The organism is Qipengyuania aquimaris, from assembly GCF_020171965.1.
In the GTDB taxonomy this organism is placed as follows: Bacteria; Pseudomonadota; Alphaproteobacteria; order Sphingomonadales; family Sphingomonadaceae; genus Qipengyuania; species Qipengyuania aquimaris_A.
Window position 1 is genome coordinate 471,920 of record NZ_JAIUZK010000001.1, and the last position, 13,220, is coordinate 485,139.

Here is a 13,220-nt window from a genome sequence, read left to right on the forward strand (position 1 = left end):
ACTACGGTAGGAGGCAGTCTGCTACAGCTTCAGCCGGGCATCAAGCGCCCGCCTTTTTCCTCAAGCGCCACGCATGGAGCAGCGGTTCGGTATAGCCGCTAGGCTGTTCGACGCCCTTGAAGATCAGGTCCTTTGCGGCGCTGAAAGCCGCGCCATCCTGGTTTTCCAGAAGCGGCTCGTAGAACGGGTCGCCCGCGTTCTGCTCGTCGACCTTGGCCGCCATACGGCGCAGGCTGTCCATCACCTGGTCTTCGGAAATGACACCGTGAAGCAGCCAGTTGGCGATATGCTGGCTGGAAATGCGCAGCGTCGCACGGTCTTCCATCAGGCCGACATCGTTGATGTCCGGCACCTTGGAACAGCCCACGCCCGCATCGATCCAGCGCACCACATAGCCGAGGAGGCCCTGGCAATTGTTGTCCAGTTCCTCGCGGATTTCCTCTTCGGACCAGTTCGTGCCGTCTGCCAGCGGGATGGTCAGCAGTTCGTCCAGCTTGGCCGCATCGCCGAGACCCTTCTGGATTTCGAACACATCCTCGCGGTGGTAATGGATCGCGTGGAGCGTTGCCGCCGTTGGGCTTGGCACCCAGGCCGTGTTGGCACCGGCGCGCAAGTGACCGATCTTTTCGATCATCATCTGGCCCATAAGGTCGGGGGCCGCCCACATGCCCTTGCCGATCTGCGCGCGGCCCGAAAGCCCATGCGCAAGACCGATGCCGACATTGCGTGCTTCGTAAGCCTTGAGCCAGGCGGACGACTTCATCTCGCCCTTGCGCATCATCGGTCCTGCACGCATCGAGGTGTGGATTTCGTCGCCCGTGCGGTCGAGGAAGCCGGTGTTGATGAAAACGATCCGGTCCCGCACCGCGTGAATGCAGGCGGCAAGGTTGGCCGAAGTGCGGCGCTCCTCATCCATCACCCCGACTTTCACCGTGTGGCGCGGTAGGCCGAGAAGGTCTTCGACCGCATCGAACAAATCGTTGGTGAAGGCGCACTCTTCGGGCCCGTGCATCTTGGGCTTCACGATGTAGATGCTGCCCTTGCGCGAATTGCCGTATTTCCCGAGACCGGCGACGTCGTGCGCGCCGACGGCCGAGGTGACGACCGCATCCATGATACCTTCGGGGATCTCCCCGCCGTCCCAGCGCATGGCGGGATTGGTCATCAGGTGGCCGACATTGCGTACGAACATGAGGCTGCGGCCAGGGAGGGCAAACTCGCTGCCGTCCTGAGCGGTGTAGGTCCGGTCGCCTTCCAAAGCGCGCGTGACCGTCTTTCCGGCCTTCTCGAAACTTTCGGACAGATCGCCGCGGATCACGCCGAGCCAGTTGCGATAGGCAAGCAGCTTGTCTTCCGCATCGACTGCCGCCACCGAATCTTCGCAATCTGCGATAGTGGTGAGCGCCGCTTCGAGATTGATATCGGCGATATTGGCCGGATCGCTGCGACCGATCGGATGGTCGGCATCGAACACAACCTCGATATGCAGGCCATTGTGCTTGAACAGGCAGGCCTTGTCGTTCCAGCCCAGGCACTGCGACGGGTCGGCAAGCGGGATGCCGTTATCCTTGACGTCGGACAGTTCGGACCACTTCTTGCCATCAGCCAGCGGCACGGCCTCGTCCATGAAGGCTTTCGCCTTGGCGATGACTGCCGCGCCGCGATCCTCGTCATATCCCCCGGGCCGCGCCGCAGGGGCGTCGAGCGCATCGGTGCCGTAAAACGCATCGTAGAGGCTGCCCCAGCGCGCATTGGCCGCGTTGAGCAGGAACCGCGCGTTGAGGATGGGCACCACAAGCTGCGGCCCTGCCATCGTCGCGATCTCGGGATCGACATTCTCGGTCCCGATGGTGAAGTCACCCGGCTCGGGCACGAGATAGCCGATCTCTTCGAGAAAGGCGCGATAGGCGCTCGCATCATGCGGCTGGCCCGCGCGATCCGTGTGCCAAGCATCGATCTTGGTCTGAAGATCCTCGCGCTTTTGCAGCAGGGCGCGGTTGCGGGGCGCAAACTTGCCGAGCAGATCGGCGAAACCTGTCCAGAAATCATCCGTATCGCGGCCGAGCGGTGCGATGACTTCGGTTTCGATAAAGGCAGCCAGAGCCGGATCGACTTCGATCCCTGCGCGCGTCACGTAATCTGTCATGGAACTCCCTTGGGGTATTCGAATGGCGATGTGTACCCGGGGAGGAGCGATCCGACCTATGCCGCCAGCGGTTGACGATTGCAAGCGGCGGGGTGGACACTTCGCGCATCCCGACTAAGGAAGTTGCCGATGAAACCGGACAGTGCCCCGCAAGCCCTTCTCGACGCAATCGATGCAGATTCCATGCTGCGTGAAGTCCAGGCCTGGGCTGCCATCAACACGGGCACGGCCAATATCGAAGGTCTCGATAAAATGGCCGGCGTGCTGGCCGATGCTTTCAGCGCCCTTCCCGGCGAAGTCGAGCTGGTCGAACCCGCAACTGTCACCGCCATCAGCGCGGACGGGCGCGAATACGAAAAGCCACATGGCAGGCACATGGTCCTGCGGGTGCGCCCCGAGGCCGAGCGGCGTTTCGTCCTGACGGGCCACATGGACACCGTCTTTCCCGTCGACCATCCTTTCCAGGAGACCGTCTGGCTGGACGACGATACGATCAACGGCCCCGGCACCGCCGATATGAAGGGCGGCCTCAACGTCATTCTTCACACGCTAAAGCTGTTCGAGACGATCGAAGGCTCCGAGCGCGTCGGCTATGACGTAATGATCAATTCGGACGAGGAAACCGGCAGTCTCGCGAGCCGCAGCCTCATCGAGGAACTGGCGCACGGGAAGTATGCCGCGCTGACCTACGAGCCCAGCGCACTGCCCGATGGAACGCTGGCCCATGCGCGCGGCGGGACGGGCAATTACTCGATCACGATCACCGGCAAGTCCGCCCACGCCGGACGCAATCCGCACGATGGCCGCAATGCCATCGTCGCTGCCAGCGATCTCGTGCTGCGGATCAAGGCGCTTGAGGCCGATGACATCACCATCAACCCTGCCAAGATCGAAGGCGGTGCGGCCAATAATGTCGTGCCGGACCTTGCCATCCTGCGCTTCAACATCCGTCCCAAGTCGACCGATGCGATGAACCGCTTCGACGGCGAACTCGACGCGATCCTGAGCATGATCGAGACCGAACACGAAGTCGGCATTCACCGCCACGGAGGCGTTACCCGCCCGCCCAAGCCGGTCGACGAAAAGGCCCAGCGCCTGTTCGACCTCGTCAAATCCTGCGGGGCCGAACTCGGCCAGGAGATCGGCTGGAAGAGCACCGGCGGCGTTTGCGACGGCAACAACATCGCCGCCACCGGCGTGCCCGTGGTCGACACCATGGGCGTGCGCGGCGGCGCAATCCATTCACCGGACGAATTCATGATCGTCCCATCCTTGCGGGAACGCGCGGCATTGTCTGCGCTGGTCCTGACCAAGCTTTCCACCGGAGACCATCTGTGACTTTCCGCCTGCGCGCTGCCCATATCAGCGACCTTGAACACCTTTACGAGATGGCCAAGCTGACGGGCGGCGGCTTTACCAACCTGCCGGCAGACAGGGCGGCGCTGACCCGCAAGCTGGAGCGGGCCGAGGCCGCGTTCTCGCGCACCGACGACGAGCTGGGCGATGACCAGTTTACCCTCGTGCTGGAAAACACCGAAACCGGCCAGGTGCGCGGCACGTGCCAGCTGTTCACCCAGGTCGGCCAGCAATGGCCGTTCTACAGCTATCGCATGACCACGCTGACGCAGCACAGCCAGGAACTGGACCGCACCGTGCGCGCGGAAATGCTCAGCCTTACGACCGATCTCGAAGGATCGAGCGAAGTCGGCGGCCTTTTCCTACACCCGGGCGAAAGAGCGGGTGGTCTCGGCCTCCTGCTGGCCCGCAGCCGCTACCTCTTTGTTGCCATGCACCGCGCGCGTTTTGCCGACCGTATCCTCGCCGAATTGCGCGGCGTGATCGACGATCGCGGCGGATCGCCCTTCTGGGACGGTGTCGCAGGACGTTTCTTCGGCATGACCTTCCAGGAAGCGGACTATTTCAACGCCATCAATGGCAACCAGTTCATTGCCGACCTCATGCCCAAGCACCCGGTCTATATCGCGATGCTGGACGAAGAGGCGAAGAAGGTCATCGGCGTGCCGCACCCGAGCGGCCGTGCGGCCATGCGCATGCTCGAGAACGAAGGCTTTGCGGCCGAAGGCTATGTCGATATCTTTGACGGCGGCCCCACGATGACGGCCCGCACCGACACGGTGAAGAGCATTGCGAATGCGAAGCCAGCTGCCGTGTCGGCGACCGATTTGGAGGAAGGCGAACGCGCCCTTCTGGCCACCGGGAAATTCGACGATTTCCGCAGCTGTTACGGTGTGCGGGCATTCGGTGACGATGGCAGCATCGCAATCGATACGACTGCGGCAGAGACGCTCGGCGTGAGCAAGGGCGACGAAGTATGGAGCGTCGCGCGATGAGCCTCGTAGAGATCAATTTCGACGGCATCGTCGGGCCGAGTCACAATTACGCCGGCCTCAGCCTCGGCAATATCGCCAGTTCCAGCCACGGCGGGGATACCAGCTATCCGCGCGCGGCGGCGCTGCAGGGCCTTGGCAAGATGCGCTCCAACATGGAACTCGGTCTGGCGCAGGGCTTCCTCCTGCCCTTGCCGCGTCCCAACCGCGGCCTGATCCGCGATCTTGCGCTTGGCGCCGATGCGCCGCGACAGCTGATTGCAGCGGCATGGTCCGCCAGTTCGATGTGGACCGCCAATGCCGCGACCGTCAGCCCTGCCCCCGACACGGCTGACGGGCGGTGTCACCTGACGCCGGCCAATCTCGTCACCATGGCCCACCGCGCGCAGGAATGGCGCGACACCAAGGCACAGCTCGACATCGCGTTCGGCGACAGCCAGCATTTCGCGGTCCATGACGCGATCCTGCCGACCTTCGGCGATGAAGGCGCGGCCAATCACATGCGCTTTTGCGAAAGGCACGGCGCCGAGGGTGTGGAAGTGTTCGTCTATGGCACGCAGGGCGGCAAGTTCCCCGCTCGCCAGCACGAACAGTCCAGCCGCGCGGTTGCTCGCCTGCACGGCCTCGCCCCGGAAAAATGCGTCTTCATCGAACAGAACCCGGAAGCGATTGCGGCAGGCGCGTTCCACAATGATGTGGTCTCCGTGGCCAACGAGCGCGTATTGTTCACTCACGAACGCGCGTTTGCCGACAAGCAGGGTGCGTACGACGCGATCGCGGCGGCATTCCCCGCCCTCCAGGTGGTCGAAGTGCCCGAAAGCGCGGTCAGTCTCGAAGAGGCGATCCGCACCTACCTGTTTAATGCGCAGCTTCTCACCCTGCCGACCGGCGAAATGGCTCTCGTCGTGCCGACCGAATGCCAGGAAAGCGCCGCGGTCTGGTCGTGGTGCGAACATATGCTCGCGACCAACGGCCCCATCCGCAAGGTAATCCCGGTGGATGTGAAGCAATCGATGGCCAATGGCGGCGGCCCCGCCTGCCTGCGCCTGCGCGTTGTGGCCGATCCGGCAACTGTCGATCCGCGCTTCATGCTGGATGAAGCCAAGCTGGAACGCGTGGAGGCAGTCGTTGCGGAAAACTGGCCGGAACAGATCGATCCGGTCGATATTGGCAGCGATGCCCTGGCAAAGACGGTGATCGAGGCGCGCGAGGCGCTGCTATCTGTCCTGTCCTTGGACACTCTCGCTTAAACCGGCCCAACACGGTTAACGCGCTGGACTCGGCTTCCGCGCCGCGCCTACACTCCTCTTTGCATTAACCACCGGAAGCCGCAGGCTGGCGACGAAACCTGCCTGATCACGCAGCCGGAAGTTAACAAATCGAGGAAGCGCACACACTCATGTGGACCAAGATCAAGCGGCTTTTCGTGATCAAGACACGCTTCGAAGCGTTCCTGATCATCTATGCCCTTGCACTTGGCGCCATGACGCGCGGCGCGCATTACACGGTCGAATACCCCGGCGTCGGCGGCTGGCTGCTGATGGCAGCCACCGCAGGCGCTGTGTTCCTGGGCGGTGCGAAGATCCTCGACGCGATCCGCTACGAGACCGAAGCGCGCAAGGCCGAAGAGGCTGAAGGTCCAGCCTCGGACTAGTTTCCAACTCTACAATGAAGGTGGGGGTTTCTGTTGCTAGCTACCCCCGGAGCCCCGGAATCCGCTTCTGTTGCCCGGTGGGTCCAACCGCGCTTTAGCTTTGTAAGATCAGGCCGTTAGGCCGTCAGGTTACGCTGCGAGAGCGAGTGCTTCGTTATCGTTGGCACTTGTGTGTTGTGAACAGTTTTACGGGTTACTCAGCCCGGGCGAAAACACTGTCTTTCAGCACACGTCGATCCTAGTTCGGCCCCGTCAAAAACCGCGCATTAACCGCGGGTTATGGTGGAGCCGCCGGGTACTGCCCCCGGGTCCGTTGTACCTATTGCACAGCGCAGTTTATCGCCATAGCCGGCCGAAACCGACAGGCCTCATATAGCGATCAAAGCCTTAATGTGAAGTGAGCGGGCGAATGCGGTGCACAAAGCGCCAGCTTCATGCACCGCAACAGTTTATCCCATCGGGCCGTTCTTCGGGGCACCGGGAGCGCCGCCTTTCAGCGCATCACGGATTTCCTTGAGCAGGTCAATCTCGCTTGGGCCTGCAGGTGCCTCTTCTTCCTTCTCCTCGAATTCGGCCATTACCTTCTTGGCGTAGCGAACGAGGAGGAAGATGATGAAAGCGAGGATGAGGAAATTGATGATGGCCGTGATGAAGCTGCCATATCCAATCATCGCCGCGCCCGCTTCCTGCAGGGCCGCGTAATCGTCCATCGCGCCCTCATATCCTTCCGGCGTGCTCAGCAGGATGAAGTACCGGCTGAAATCGGCGCCGCCGAAGATGGCGCCCACGATAGGCATGATGATCTCGTCGGTCAGCGACTTCACGATGGTGGCAAATGCACCGCCGATGATCACCGCGACGGCGAGTTCCATGACATTGCCCTTGGCAATGAATTCCTTGAAATCCTTGAGCATGAATTTTGTCCCTCCACTGCGACCCGGATGGGCGTTTCCTGCCAAAATTGATGCAGGTCTACAAGCGCTGCAATCCTTGAACGCTGCTACAACCGTGCTATCTATATAAAACAGTATTCGAAAAAGGGGTTTCTCGATGACACGTTTCGCCAGCTTCCGCGTCGCCTTTGCTGCGGCGGCCGCAATGGCTCTTTCCGCCTGCGGCATCAACTCGGTTCCGGCAGCGGAAGAAAACGCCAAGGCCAAGTGGGCCGATGTGGAGGCGCAGTTCCAGCGTCGGGCAAACCTGATCCCGAACCTCGTCGAAGTGGCGCAGGGCGCTGCCGAGAACGAGCGCACGATCCTGACCGAGGTCACCGATGCGCGCGCCCGCGCCACCAGCGTGAATATCGATGCCGCCGATCTCGGCGATGCCGAAAAGATGGCCGAATTCCAGGCCGCTCAGAGCCAGCTGGGTCAGGGCCTCGGTCGTCTGCTCGCAAGCTTCGAAGCCTATCCGCAGATCCAGTCGAACCAGAACTTCCTCGCGCTGCAGAGCCAGCTGGAAGGCACGGAAAACCGCATCGCGGTCGCCATTCGTGATTACAACGAAGCCGTGCGCGAATATAACACGACGATCCGCACCTTCCCCGACACGATCGGCGCAAACATCATCCACGGCGCAGAACCGCTGGTTCCCTACGAGGCTGCGACGGAAGGGGCTGAAGTTGCTCCGACCATCGACATGACGTCGAACTGAGCGCGTTGATGCGCCACCTGCTTGCCTTGCTCGCCTTGGCGGGGGCGCTGCTTGCGTCCCCTGCCCTGGCGCAGCAGTTTCCCGAGCTGACCGGACAGGTCGTCGACCAGGCGGACCTGCTCACTCCGGCGCAAGAGGAAGAACTGGCGCAGAAGCTGGCTGCGCTGGAGGACCAATCGCAGCGCCAGCTTGTGGTGGCGACCATCCCCGACCTGCAGGGATACGACATTGCCGATTACGGCTACCAGCTCGGCCGCGAATGGGGCATTGGCGATGCGGAACGCAATGATGGCGCGCTGCTCCTGGTCGCTCCGAACGAGCGCAAGGTGCGCATCGAGGTCGGCTATGGCCTTGAAGGGATACTGACGGATGCCCTGTCCTCGGTAATCATCCAAAACGCCATTCTTCCCGAGTTCCGGAACGACAATTATCCCGCCGGTATCAATGCCGGCGCCGATGCGATCATCAGTCAGCTGGTCCTGCCCGAGGACGAAGCGCGCCGGATCGCTGCAGAGGCGAGCCAGACGCGCGAGGCCGACAGCGGCTTCCCCATCGGCGGCCTGATCTGGCTTGGTTTCATCTTCTTCTTTTTCATCCTGCCCATGCTGACCGGTCGCGGGCGCAGGCGCCGTTACAAGCGCGGTCCGTGGGGTAACACCGCGCGCGACATCATCCTGTGGGAAGTCGGCTCGGCCATCGCGCGCGGCGCGCTGTCGGGCGGCGATGACTGGGGTGGCGGCTCTGGCGGCGGGTTCGGCGGAGGCTTCGGCGGCGGCGGATTTTCTGGCGGCGGCGGCAGCTTCGGCGGCGGCGGCGCATCGGGGGGTTGGTAATGGCGAGCTATCTGAACGCAGAGCAGCACAAGATCGTATCGGATGCGGTCGCTTCGGCAGAAGAGACCACTGCGGGCGAGATCGTGACCGTCCTCGCCGACCGGAGCGACGGCTATACCGACGTTTCGCTGGTCTATGCGATCGCGCTGGCCTTTACGGCCATGAGCCTGTTCGCCCTCTTCCCCGTGCCTTTCCAGGACTTGTGGGATTCGCTCTTCGGCGGGTGGCGACACGAATGGACCACCGGCGAGATTGCCAGCCTGACCATCGCGTTGGGCCTCATCACCTTCATCGCCGCATGGGCCATCCAGCTGTGGGATGCGCTCCGCTTTGCGTTGATCCCCGGACCGGTGAAATTTGCACGGGTTCACGCGCAAGCGGTCAAGCACTTCAAGGTCGGCGCCGAGCGTCGCACCCATGGCCGAACCGGTGTTCTCCTATATCTCTCGATGCGCGAGCACCGCGCAGAGATCGTCGCCGACGAGCCGATTGCAGCGAAAGTTGATGCGGAAGTCTGGGGCGAGGCGATGGCCGACATGCTCGCGGAAATCAAAGAGGGCCGGATTGCCGAAGGCCTCGCGGCAGGCGTGCGCGATGTCGGCGCAGTCCTTTCCCAGCACTTCCCGCGCGCAGACGACGATGTGAACGAGTTGCCCGACCGCCTCATCGAAGTCTAGGGAGGCCGCATGGCCGAACCTATCGAAGTGCCGGGCCGCGATGCGGATGCCGAAAAGCCTGAAGAGACCATGTGGCAGGGACGCTTCGTCACTGCCAAGCGCCGCGGCCGCTGGGAATACGCCAGCCGTTCGCGCGGGATCAGGGCCGCCGCCATCATCGCCATCGACCAGGAGGATCATGTCATCCTCGTCTCCCAATACCGCGTGCCGCTGGGGCGGATTTGCCTGGAAATTCCAGCCGGTCTCATTGGCGACGATGAAGGCAAATCGGGCGAAAGCGCCGAAGACGCCGCAGCGCGCGAGCTGGAGGAAGAAACCGGCTACCGCGCCGCTCGCATGGAAAACCTCGGCGAATTCTATTCCTCGCCCGGAATGGTCAGTGAAAGTTTCACGCTCATGCGCGCCCATGGCCTTGAAAAGGTCGGCGACGGCGGCGGCACGGAGAGCGAAGACATCGTCGTCCACCGCGTCCCGCGAACCGAGCTCGCGGAATTCGTTGCCCGCTGGCGCGCGATGGGTCACGGTGTGGATGTACGGATCGCGATGCTGATGGCATCGGCCACAATGATATCGGGAGAGTAGGAATGGCGAAACGGTGTGCAGGCAAGCTGGCGCTGGTGACCGGCGCGGCACAAGGCCTTGGGCGTGCCCATGCAAGAAGGCTTGCTGAAGAAGGCGCGCGGGTACTGTGCACCGACATCAACGGTGAAGGCGCAGAAGCGACCGCCGCAGAAATCGTCGAGGAGATGGGTGCAGGCCACGCCTATGGCGTCCAGCATGACGTGACCAATCCCGAAGACTGGGAACGTGTAGTCGAGACGGCCGATGCAGAACTCGGCGGGCTGAACGTGCTGGTGAACAATGCAGGCATCGGTGTCGCCGGGAATATCGAGACCTGCGATTTCGACGACTGGAAACGGTGCTTCTCCGTCAATGTCGATTCGATCTTCCACGGCTGCCAGAAGGCCCTGCCGCTGATGCGCGAGCATGCGCCCGGTTCGATCATCAACATTTCCTCGATTGCCGGACTCATCGCCAGCGACACGATGCCTGCATACAACTCATCGAAGGCTGCGGTGTGGATGCTGTCGAAGTCGATCGCGCTGCATTGCGCGAAGAAGCAGATGCAGATTCGCTGCAATTCCATCCACCCGACTTTCGTCGATACGCCGATCCTCGACGGGACGGCACGGCATTCGGGGCTGGATAAGGACGTCCTGATGGACAAGCTGGCCCGGCAAATCCCGCTCAGGTTTGTTGGCGAGCCGAACGATATCGCCAACGCGGTGGTTTATCTCGCCAGTGACGAGAGCCGTTTCATGACCGGTGCGGAGCTCAAGCTCGACGGCGGTATTTCGGCCATGTGACGGATAAGAGGACGCGGTATTGCCCCCGCGTCCTCTGTCAGTCTGCGATCAGTCCGATCGCCAGGTAGATCAGGATGAAGCTTCCGAAGCCGAGCAGCGTTCCCAGGACGAAGCCGACGCGAACCAGCGTGGTGTCGATCCCGAAGTAGCGGCCGATACCGGCGCATACACCCATCATCTTTGCATTCGTGCGGTCCAGTTTGAAACTGCGGCTGGGACGCACTGCATTGTCGTCGCGGAATTTCAGGTCGCTCATGCGATCATTCCGGTCGGGGTGGCATAGGCAATGGCGGTGGCGAAGAAGCCGGCCGAGATCATTACCGAAACGGCAGCGGCCATGACGCGGCTACCGATGTTTTCATTGTCGAACATAAGATGGTTTCCTTTGATTGGATTGGCTGGTGATCAGGCGACAAGGCCGGCGGGCGTGGCGGGGATGATTGCGAAAGCCATGCTGAGTGCCGAAAGGCCAAGTGCGAAGACAGCTGCGAAAGCCTTGTTGGTGTCGAGTGCGAAAGCGGACATGAGTGATACTCCCTTTGTAATTTCTGCTTCCCTCCGGACCATCCGGGGGACACCAGAATGATTGCAACAGGCGTGCCAAACTCGAAAAACGGCAGAATTCTGCGGATGCCCGCTTAATCTGGCAGACAGGTTTCGTTCATCAATCCGAAAGGTTGGTAAATTTCACCAACTATTGGATTTGGGTAATTTGCTGGCGGCGGGAGAGTGCCCGCGCTAACGCTTTCGGGCCCATGCTCGAGCGCATTTCCCTCACTCAATTCCGCAATCACGCCTCTACTGATCTTGAGGAAACGGCGCGGTTCAACCTGCTGGTTGGCGAGAACGGCGCGGGAAAGACCAATGTCCTGGAAGCGCTTTCCCTACTTGCCCCCGGACGCGGCCTGAGACGTGCGGCGTTGGTCGACATGGTCGCCCACGGCTCGCCGACCGGCTTCGCCATCGGTGCCGATCTCGCGCAGGACGAAGAGCGGGTCCGGCTCGGCACGTATACGGAAAGCGACAATCCCGGTCGCCGCAAGGTCAGGATCAACGGGGCCGAGGCCACGGCTTCGGCTTTGGGGGAATGGCTCGCCCTGACCTGGCTGACACCTGCGATGGACGGCCTGTTTACAGGCCCTGCCGCCGACCGCAGGCGGTTCATGGATCGCATGGCCCTTGCCCTCGATCCGGCACACGCCAGCTATGCTTCACGCTATGAAGCGGCGCTACGCGAACGCAACCGGCTGCTGGCAGACGACCGCGCGCCGGACAGTTCGTGGCTCGATGCGATCGAGGCGCAGATGGTCGAACATGGCGGCAGGCTCATCGCAGGACGCGCAGCGCTTGTCGACACACTGATGGCCAGCATCGCGCATATGCCTGCCGAACCGTTTGCCCGCCCTGCCCTTACCTACTCGCCGGGCGGAGCCGACAGTCCGGACGCCTTGTCGCAATCCCTGTTCGAGAACCGCGCGCGCGACCGCGCAGCCCAGCGCACGCTGACCGGCCCGCATCGCGACGAGCTTGAGGTGATCCATGCGGCGAAGCGCGTACCCGCGGCACAAAGTTCGACCGGCGAACAGAAGGCCATGCTGGTCGCCATTACGCTCGCCCACGCAGGGCTGGCCGCGAAAGGGCGCAGCGGCATCCTGTTGCTGGACGAAGTCGCCGCCCATCTCGATCCGATCCGGCGCGCAGCCCTGTTCGACCAACTCGCCGCCAGCGGGGCGCAGGTCTGGATGACCGGTACCGAACTCGCTCCCTTCGAGATGATCGCGCCGCAAGCCGCCACCTGGCGAGTTGCAGGCGGTGAGGTCACACGCATCTAGTCTGCCGCAGGTATGGCGGCCTCGATACGGTCCACGGTCGCCTCCACCAGACGGTCGATACCTTCGGTGGTGGGATGAATGCGGTCATCCTGGAACAACGATGGGTCCTGATAGATGCTCTCGAGCCAGAACGGGACCAGCGTCGCGCCATATTCCTCTGCCAGCTCGGGATAGAGGTTGTCGAAGTCCTGCTGGTATTCCGGACCGTAATTGGGCGGAGCGCGCATACCCATGAGGACGACGGGAATATCCCGATCGCGCAATTCTCCCAGCATGCTTTCGAAATTGGCACGGGTCTGGTCGGGAGAAAGCCCGCGCAGCATGTCGTTGCCGCCCAGTTCGAGGAGGACGAGGTCCGGCTTCACGTCCTGCGCATCGAGCGCGAATGCGAGCCGTTTCGCGCCTGCACCGCTCGTTTCGCCCGATACCGCAGCGTTGACCATCTGCACGTTGATGCCGCGTTCGCGCAGCGCCCTCTCGAGGTCTGTCGGATAGCTGTTCTCTAGGCCCACGCCATAGCCTGCGAACAGGCTGTCTCCGAAAGCGAGAATGTGGCGTTCGGGGCCCGCCACCTCGATCGTCTCCGCATTCGGAGCGGCAGCGCTCGTATCCTCTGTCCGATCGAGCGTCTCCGTATCGCTGCCACAGGCGGCAAGGGACAGGGCGGCGGCAAGCATCGACAAACTACGCAGAACCATCGGCGGACTTCC

At 62.4% G+C, this 13,220-nt stretch carries 16 protein-coding genes and 1 other RNA gene; 10 read left to right on the top strand and 7 right to left on the bottom strand.

All coding sequences use genetic code 11. From position 1 onward, the window contains the following. Nucleotides 1-40: 40 nt before the first annotated feature. The gene (locus LCM24_RS02360; protein WP_224802588.1) at nucleotides 41-2,146 is read right to left on the bottom strand and encodes a malate synthase G; all 2,106 of its coding nucleotides are present in this window, start codon (nucleotides 2,144-2,146) and stop codon (nucleotides 41-43) included. A 129-nt stretch (nucleotides 2,147-2,275) separates the two neighbouring features. On the opposite strand from LCM24_RS02360, the gene LCM24_RS02365 reads away from it, so the two are divergent. The 4 genes from LCM24_RS02365 to LCM24_RS02380 all read left to right on the top strand — a co-directional run bounded on the left by LCM24_RS02365 (nucleotide 2,276) and on the right by LCM24_RS02380 (nucleotide 6,148). Next, complete coding sequence (locus tag LCM24_RS02365; protein WP_224802589.1) at nucleotides 2,276-3,484, top strand: hydrolase; 1,209 nt, start codon at nucleotides 2,276-2,278, stop codon at nucleotides 3,482-3,484. Beyond that, a complete protein-coding gene (locus LCM24_RS02370; protein WP_224802590.1) occupies nucleotides 3,481-4,497 on the top strand; it encodes an arginine N-succinyltransferase in 1,017 nt (338 codons plus the stop codon). The genes LCM24_RS02365 and LCM24_RS02370 overlap by 4 nt, the downstream gene beginning before the upstream one ends. Then, nucleotides 4,494-5,744 carry an N-succinylarginine dihydrolase gene (locus tag LCM24_RS02375; RefSeq protein ID WP_224803445.1) on the top strand — a complete coding sequence of 417 codons (1,251 nt, stop codon included), beginning with the start codon at nucleotides 4,494-4,496 and terminating at the stop codon, nucleotides 5,742-5,744. Before LCM24_RS02370 ends, LCM24_RS02375 begins: the two co-directional genes overlap by 4 nt. Before the next feature lie 149 nt (nucleotides 5,745-5,893). After that, on the top strand, nucleotides 5,894-6,148 hold the full coding sequence (locus LCM24_RS02380; protein ID WP_090481045.1) for a hypothetical protein: 255 nt from the start codon (nucleotides 5,894-5,896) through the stop codon (nucleotides 6,146-6,148). Between the two features lie 55 nt (nucleotides 6,149-6,203). Here LCM24_RS02380 and ssrA read toward each other — a convergent pair. Beyond that, nucleotides 6,204-6,549, bottom strand: a transfer-messenger RNA (tmRNA) gene (gene ssrA / locus LCM24_RS02385). A gap of 48 nt (nucleotides 6,550-6,597) precedes the next feature. Then, nucleotides 6,598-7,062: a large conductance mechanosensitive channel protein MscL gene (gene mscL / locus LCM24_RS02390; RefSeq protein WP_100259372.1), complete on the bottom strand. Its 465-nt coding sequence runs from the start codon at nucleotides 7,060-7,062 to the stop codon at nucleotides 6,598-6,600. 136 nt (nucleotides 7,063-7,198) lie between these two features. Here mscL and LCM24_RS02395 point away from each other — a divergent pair, with 136 nt between their 5' ends. Genes LCM24_RS02395 through LCM24_RS02415 form a run of 5 tightly spaced genes read left to right on the top strand, consistent with a single transcriptional unit; the run spans nucleotide 7,199 to nucleotide 10,678 of the window. Then, complete coding sequence (locus tag LCM24_RS02395; protein ID WP_090481040.1) at nucleotides 7,199-7,801, top strand: LemA family protein; 603 nt, start codon at nucleotides 7,199-7,201, stop codon at nucleotides 7,799-7,801. A gap of 8 nt (nucleotides 7,802-7,809) precedes the next feature. After that, nucleotides 7,810-8,634: a TPM domain-containing protein gene (locus tag LCM24_RS02400; protein ID WP_224802591.1), complete on the top strand. Its 825-nt coding sequence runs from the start codon at nucleotides 7,810-7,812 to the stop codon at nucleotides 8,632-8,634. Beyond that, entirely contained in the window at nucleotides 8,634-9,311 is a 678-nt protein-coding gene (locus LCM24_RS02405) for a hypothetical protein (protein WP_224802592.1), read from the top strand. The genes LCM24_RS02400 and LCM24_RS02405 overlap by 1 nt, the downstream gene beginning before the upstream one ends. 9 nt (nucleotides 9,312-9,320) lie before the next feature. Continuing rightward, nucleotides 9,321-9,893 (top strand): NUDIX hydrolase, encoded by a 573-nt coding sequence (locus tag LCM24_RS02410; RefSeq protein WP_224802593.1) that lies wholly within the window; start codon nucleotides 9,321-9,323, stop codon nucleotides 9,891-9,893. Nucleotides 9,894-9,895: 2 nt separating this feature from the next. Next, a complete protein-coding gene (locus LCM24_RS02415) occupies nucleotides 9,896-10,678 on the top strand; it encodes an SDR family oxidoreductase (protein WP_221564314.1) in 783 nt (260 codons plus the stop codon). 37 nt (nucleotides 10,679-10,715) lie between these two features. On the opposite strand, the gene LCM24_RS02420 is transcribed toward LCM24_RS02415, so the two are convergent. The 3 genes from LCM24_RS02420 to LCM24_RS02430 are packed head-to-tail and all read right to left on the bottom strand — an operon-like array spanning nucleotide 10,716 to nucleotide 11,203. Next, nucleotides 10,716-10,934 (bottom strand): PspC domain-containing protein, encoded by a 219-nt coding sequence (locus LCM24_RS02420; protein WP_160595323.1) that lies wholly within the window; start codon nucleotides 10,932-10,934, stop codon nucleotides 10,716-10,718. After that, nucleotides 10,931-11,050 (bottom strand): recombination protein F, encoded by a 120-nt coding sequence (locus tag LCM24_RS02425; RefSeq protein WP_198507709.1) that lies wholly within the window; start codon nucleotides 11,048-11,050, stop codon nucleotides 10,931-10,933. Before LCM24_RS02425 ends, LCM24_RS02420 begins: the two co-directional genes overlap by 4 nt. A gap of 33 nt (nucleotides 11,051-11,083) precedes the next feature. After that, nucleotides 11,084-11,203, bottom strand: coding sequence for a recombination protein F (locus tag LCM24_RS02430; RefSeq protein ID WP_090481021.1), 120 nt, complete (start codon nucleotides 11,201-11,203; stop codon nucleotides 11,084-11,086). Between the two features lie 230 nt (nucleotides 11,204-11,433). On the opposite strand from LCM24_RS02430, the gene recF reads away from it, so the two are divergent. Beyond that, on the top strand, nucleotides 11,434-12,510 hold the full coding sequence (gene recF, locus LCM24_RS02435) for a DNA replication/repair protein RecF (RefSeq protein ID WP_224802594.1): 1,077 nt from the start codon (nucleotides 11,434-11,436) through the stop codon (nucleotides 12,508-12,510). On the opposite strand, the gene LCM24_RS02440 is transcribed toward recF, so the two are convergent. Further along, complete coding sequence (locus LCM24_RS02440; RefSeq protein ID WP_224802595.1) at nucleotides 12,507-13,208, bottom strand: arylesterase; 702 nt, start codon at nucleotides 13,206-13,208, stop codon at nucleotides 12,507-12,509. The two genes, recF and LCM24_RS02440, sit on opposite strands and share 4 nt — an antisense overlap. Nucleotides 13,209-13,220 lie beyond the last annotated feature (12 nt).

What these genes read in the sequence shown, in the direction of transcription:
- LCM24_RS02360 (WP_224802588.1), bottom strand. Translation starts at nt 2,146, where the DNA reads ATGACAGATTACGTGACGCGCGCAGGGATCGAAGTCGATCCGGCTCTG.
- LCM24_RS02365 (WP_224802589.1), top strand. Translation starts at nt 2,276, where the DNA reads ATGAAACCGGACAGTGCCCCGCAAGCCCTTCTCGACGCAATCGATGCA.
- LCM24_RS02375 (WP_224803445.1), top strand. Translation starts at nt 4,494, where the DNA reads ATGAGCCTCGTAGAGATCAATTTCGACGGCATCGTCGGGCCGAGTCAC.
- LCM24_RS02380 (WP_090481045.1), top strand. Translation starts at nt 5,894, where the DNA reads ATGTGGACCAAGATCAAGCGGCTTTTCGTGATCAAGACACGCTTCGAA.
- mscL (WP_100259372.1), bottom strand. Translation starts at nt 7,062, where the DNA reads ATGCTCAAGGATTTCAAGGAATTCATTGCCAAGGGCAATGTCATGGAA.
- LCM24_RS02395 (WP_090481040.1), top strand. Translation starts at nt 7,199, where the DNA reads ATGACACGTTTCGCCAGCTTCCGCGTCGCCTTTGCTGCGGCGGCCGCA.
- LCM24_RS02400 (WP_224802591.1), top strand. Translation starts at nt 7,810, where the DNA reads ATGCGCCACCTGCTTGCCTTGCTCGCCTTGGCGGGGGCGCTGCTTGCG.
- LCM24_RS02405 (WP_224802592.1), top strand. Translation starts at nt 8,634, where the DNA reads ATGGCGAGCTATCTGAACGCAGAGCAGCACAAGATCGTATCGGATGCG.
- LCM24_RS02410 (WP_224802593.1), top strand. Translation starts at nt 9,321, where the DNA reads ATGGCCGAACCTATCGAAGTGCCGGGCCGCGATGCGGATGCCGAAAAG.
- LCM24_RS02415 (WP_221564314.1), top strand. Translation starts at nt 9,896, where the DNA reads ATGGCGAAACGGTGTGCAGGCAAGCTGGCGCTGGTGACCGGCGCGGCA.
- LCM24_RS02420 (WP_160595323.1), bottom strand. Translation starts at nt 10,934, where the DNA reads ATGAGCGACCTGAAATTCCGCGACGACAATGCAGTGCGTCCCAGCCGC.
- LCM24_RS02425 (WP_198507709.1), bottom strand. Translation starts at nt 11,050, where the DNA reads ATGTTCGACAATGAAAACATCGGTAGCCGCGTCATGGCCGCTGCCGTT.
- LCM24_RS02430 (WP_090481021.1), bottom strand. Translation starts at nt 11,203, where the DNA reads ATGTCCGCTTTCGCACTCGACACCAACAAGGCTTTCGCAGCTGTCTTC.
- recF (WP_224802594.1), top strand. Translation starts at nt 11,434, where the DNA reads ATGCTCGAGCGCATTTCCCTCACTCAATTCCGCAATCACGCCTCTACT.
- LCM24_RS02440 (WP_224802595.1), bottom strand. Translation starts at nt 13,208, where the DNA reads ATGGTTCTGCGTAGTTTGTCGATGCTTGCCGCCGCCCTGTCCCTTGCC.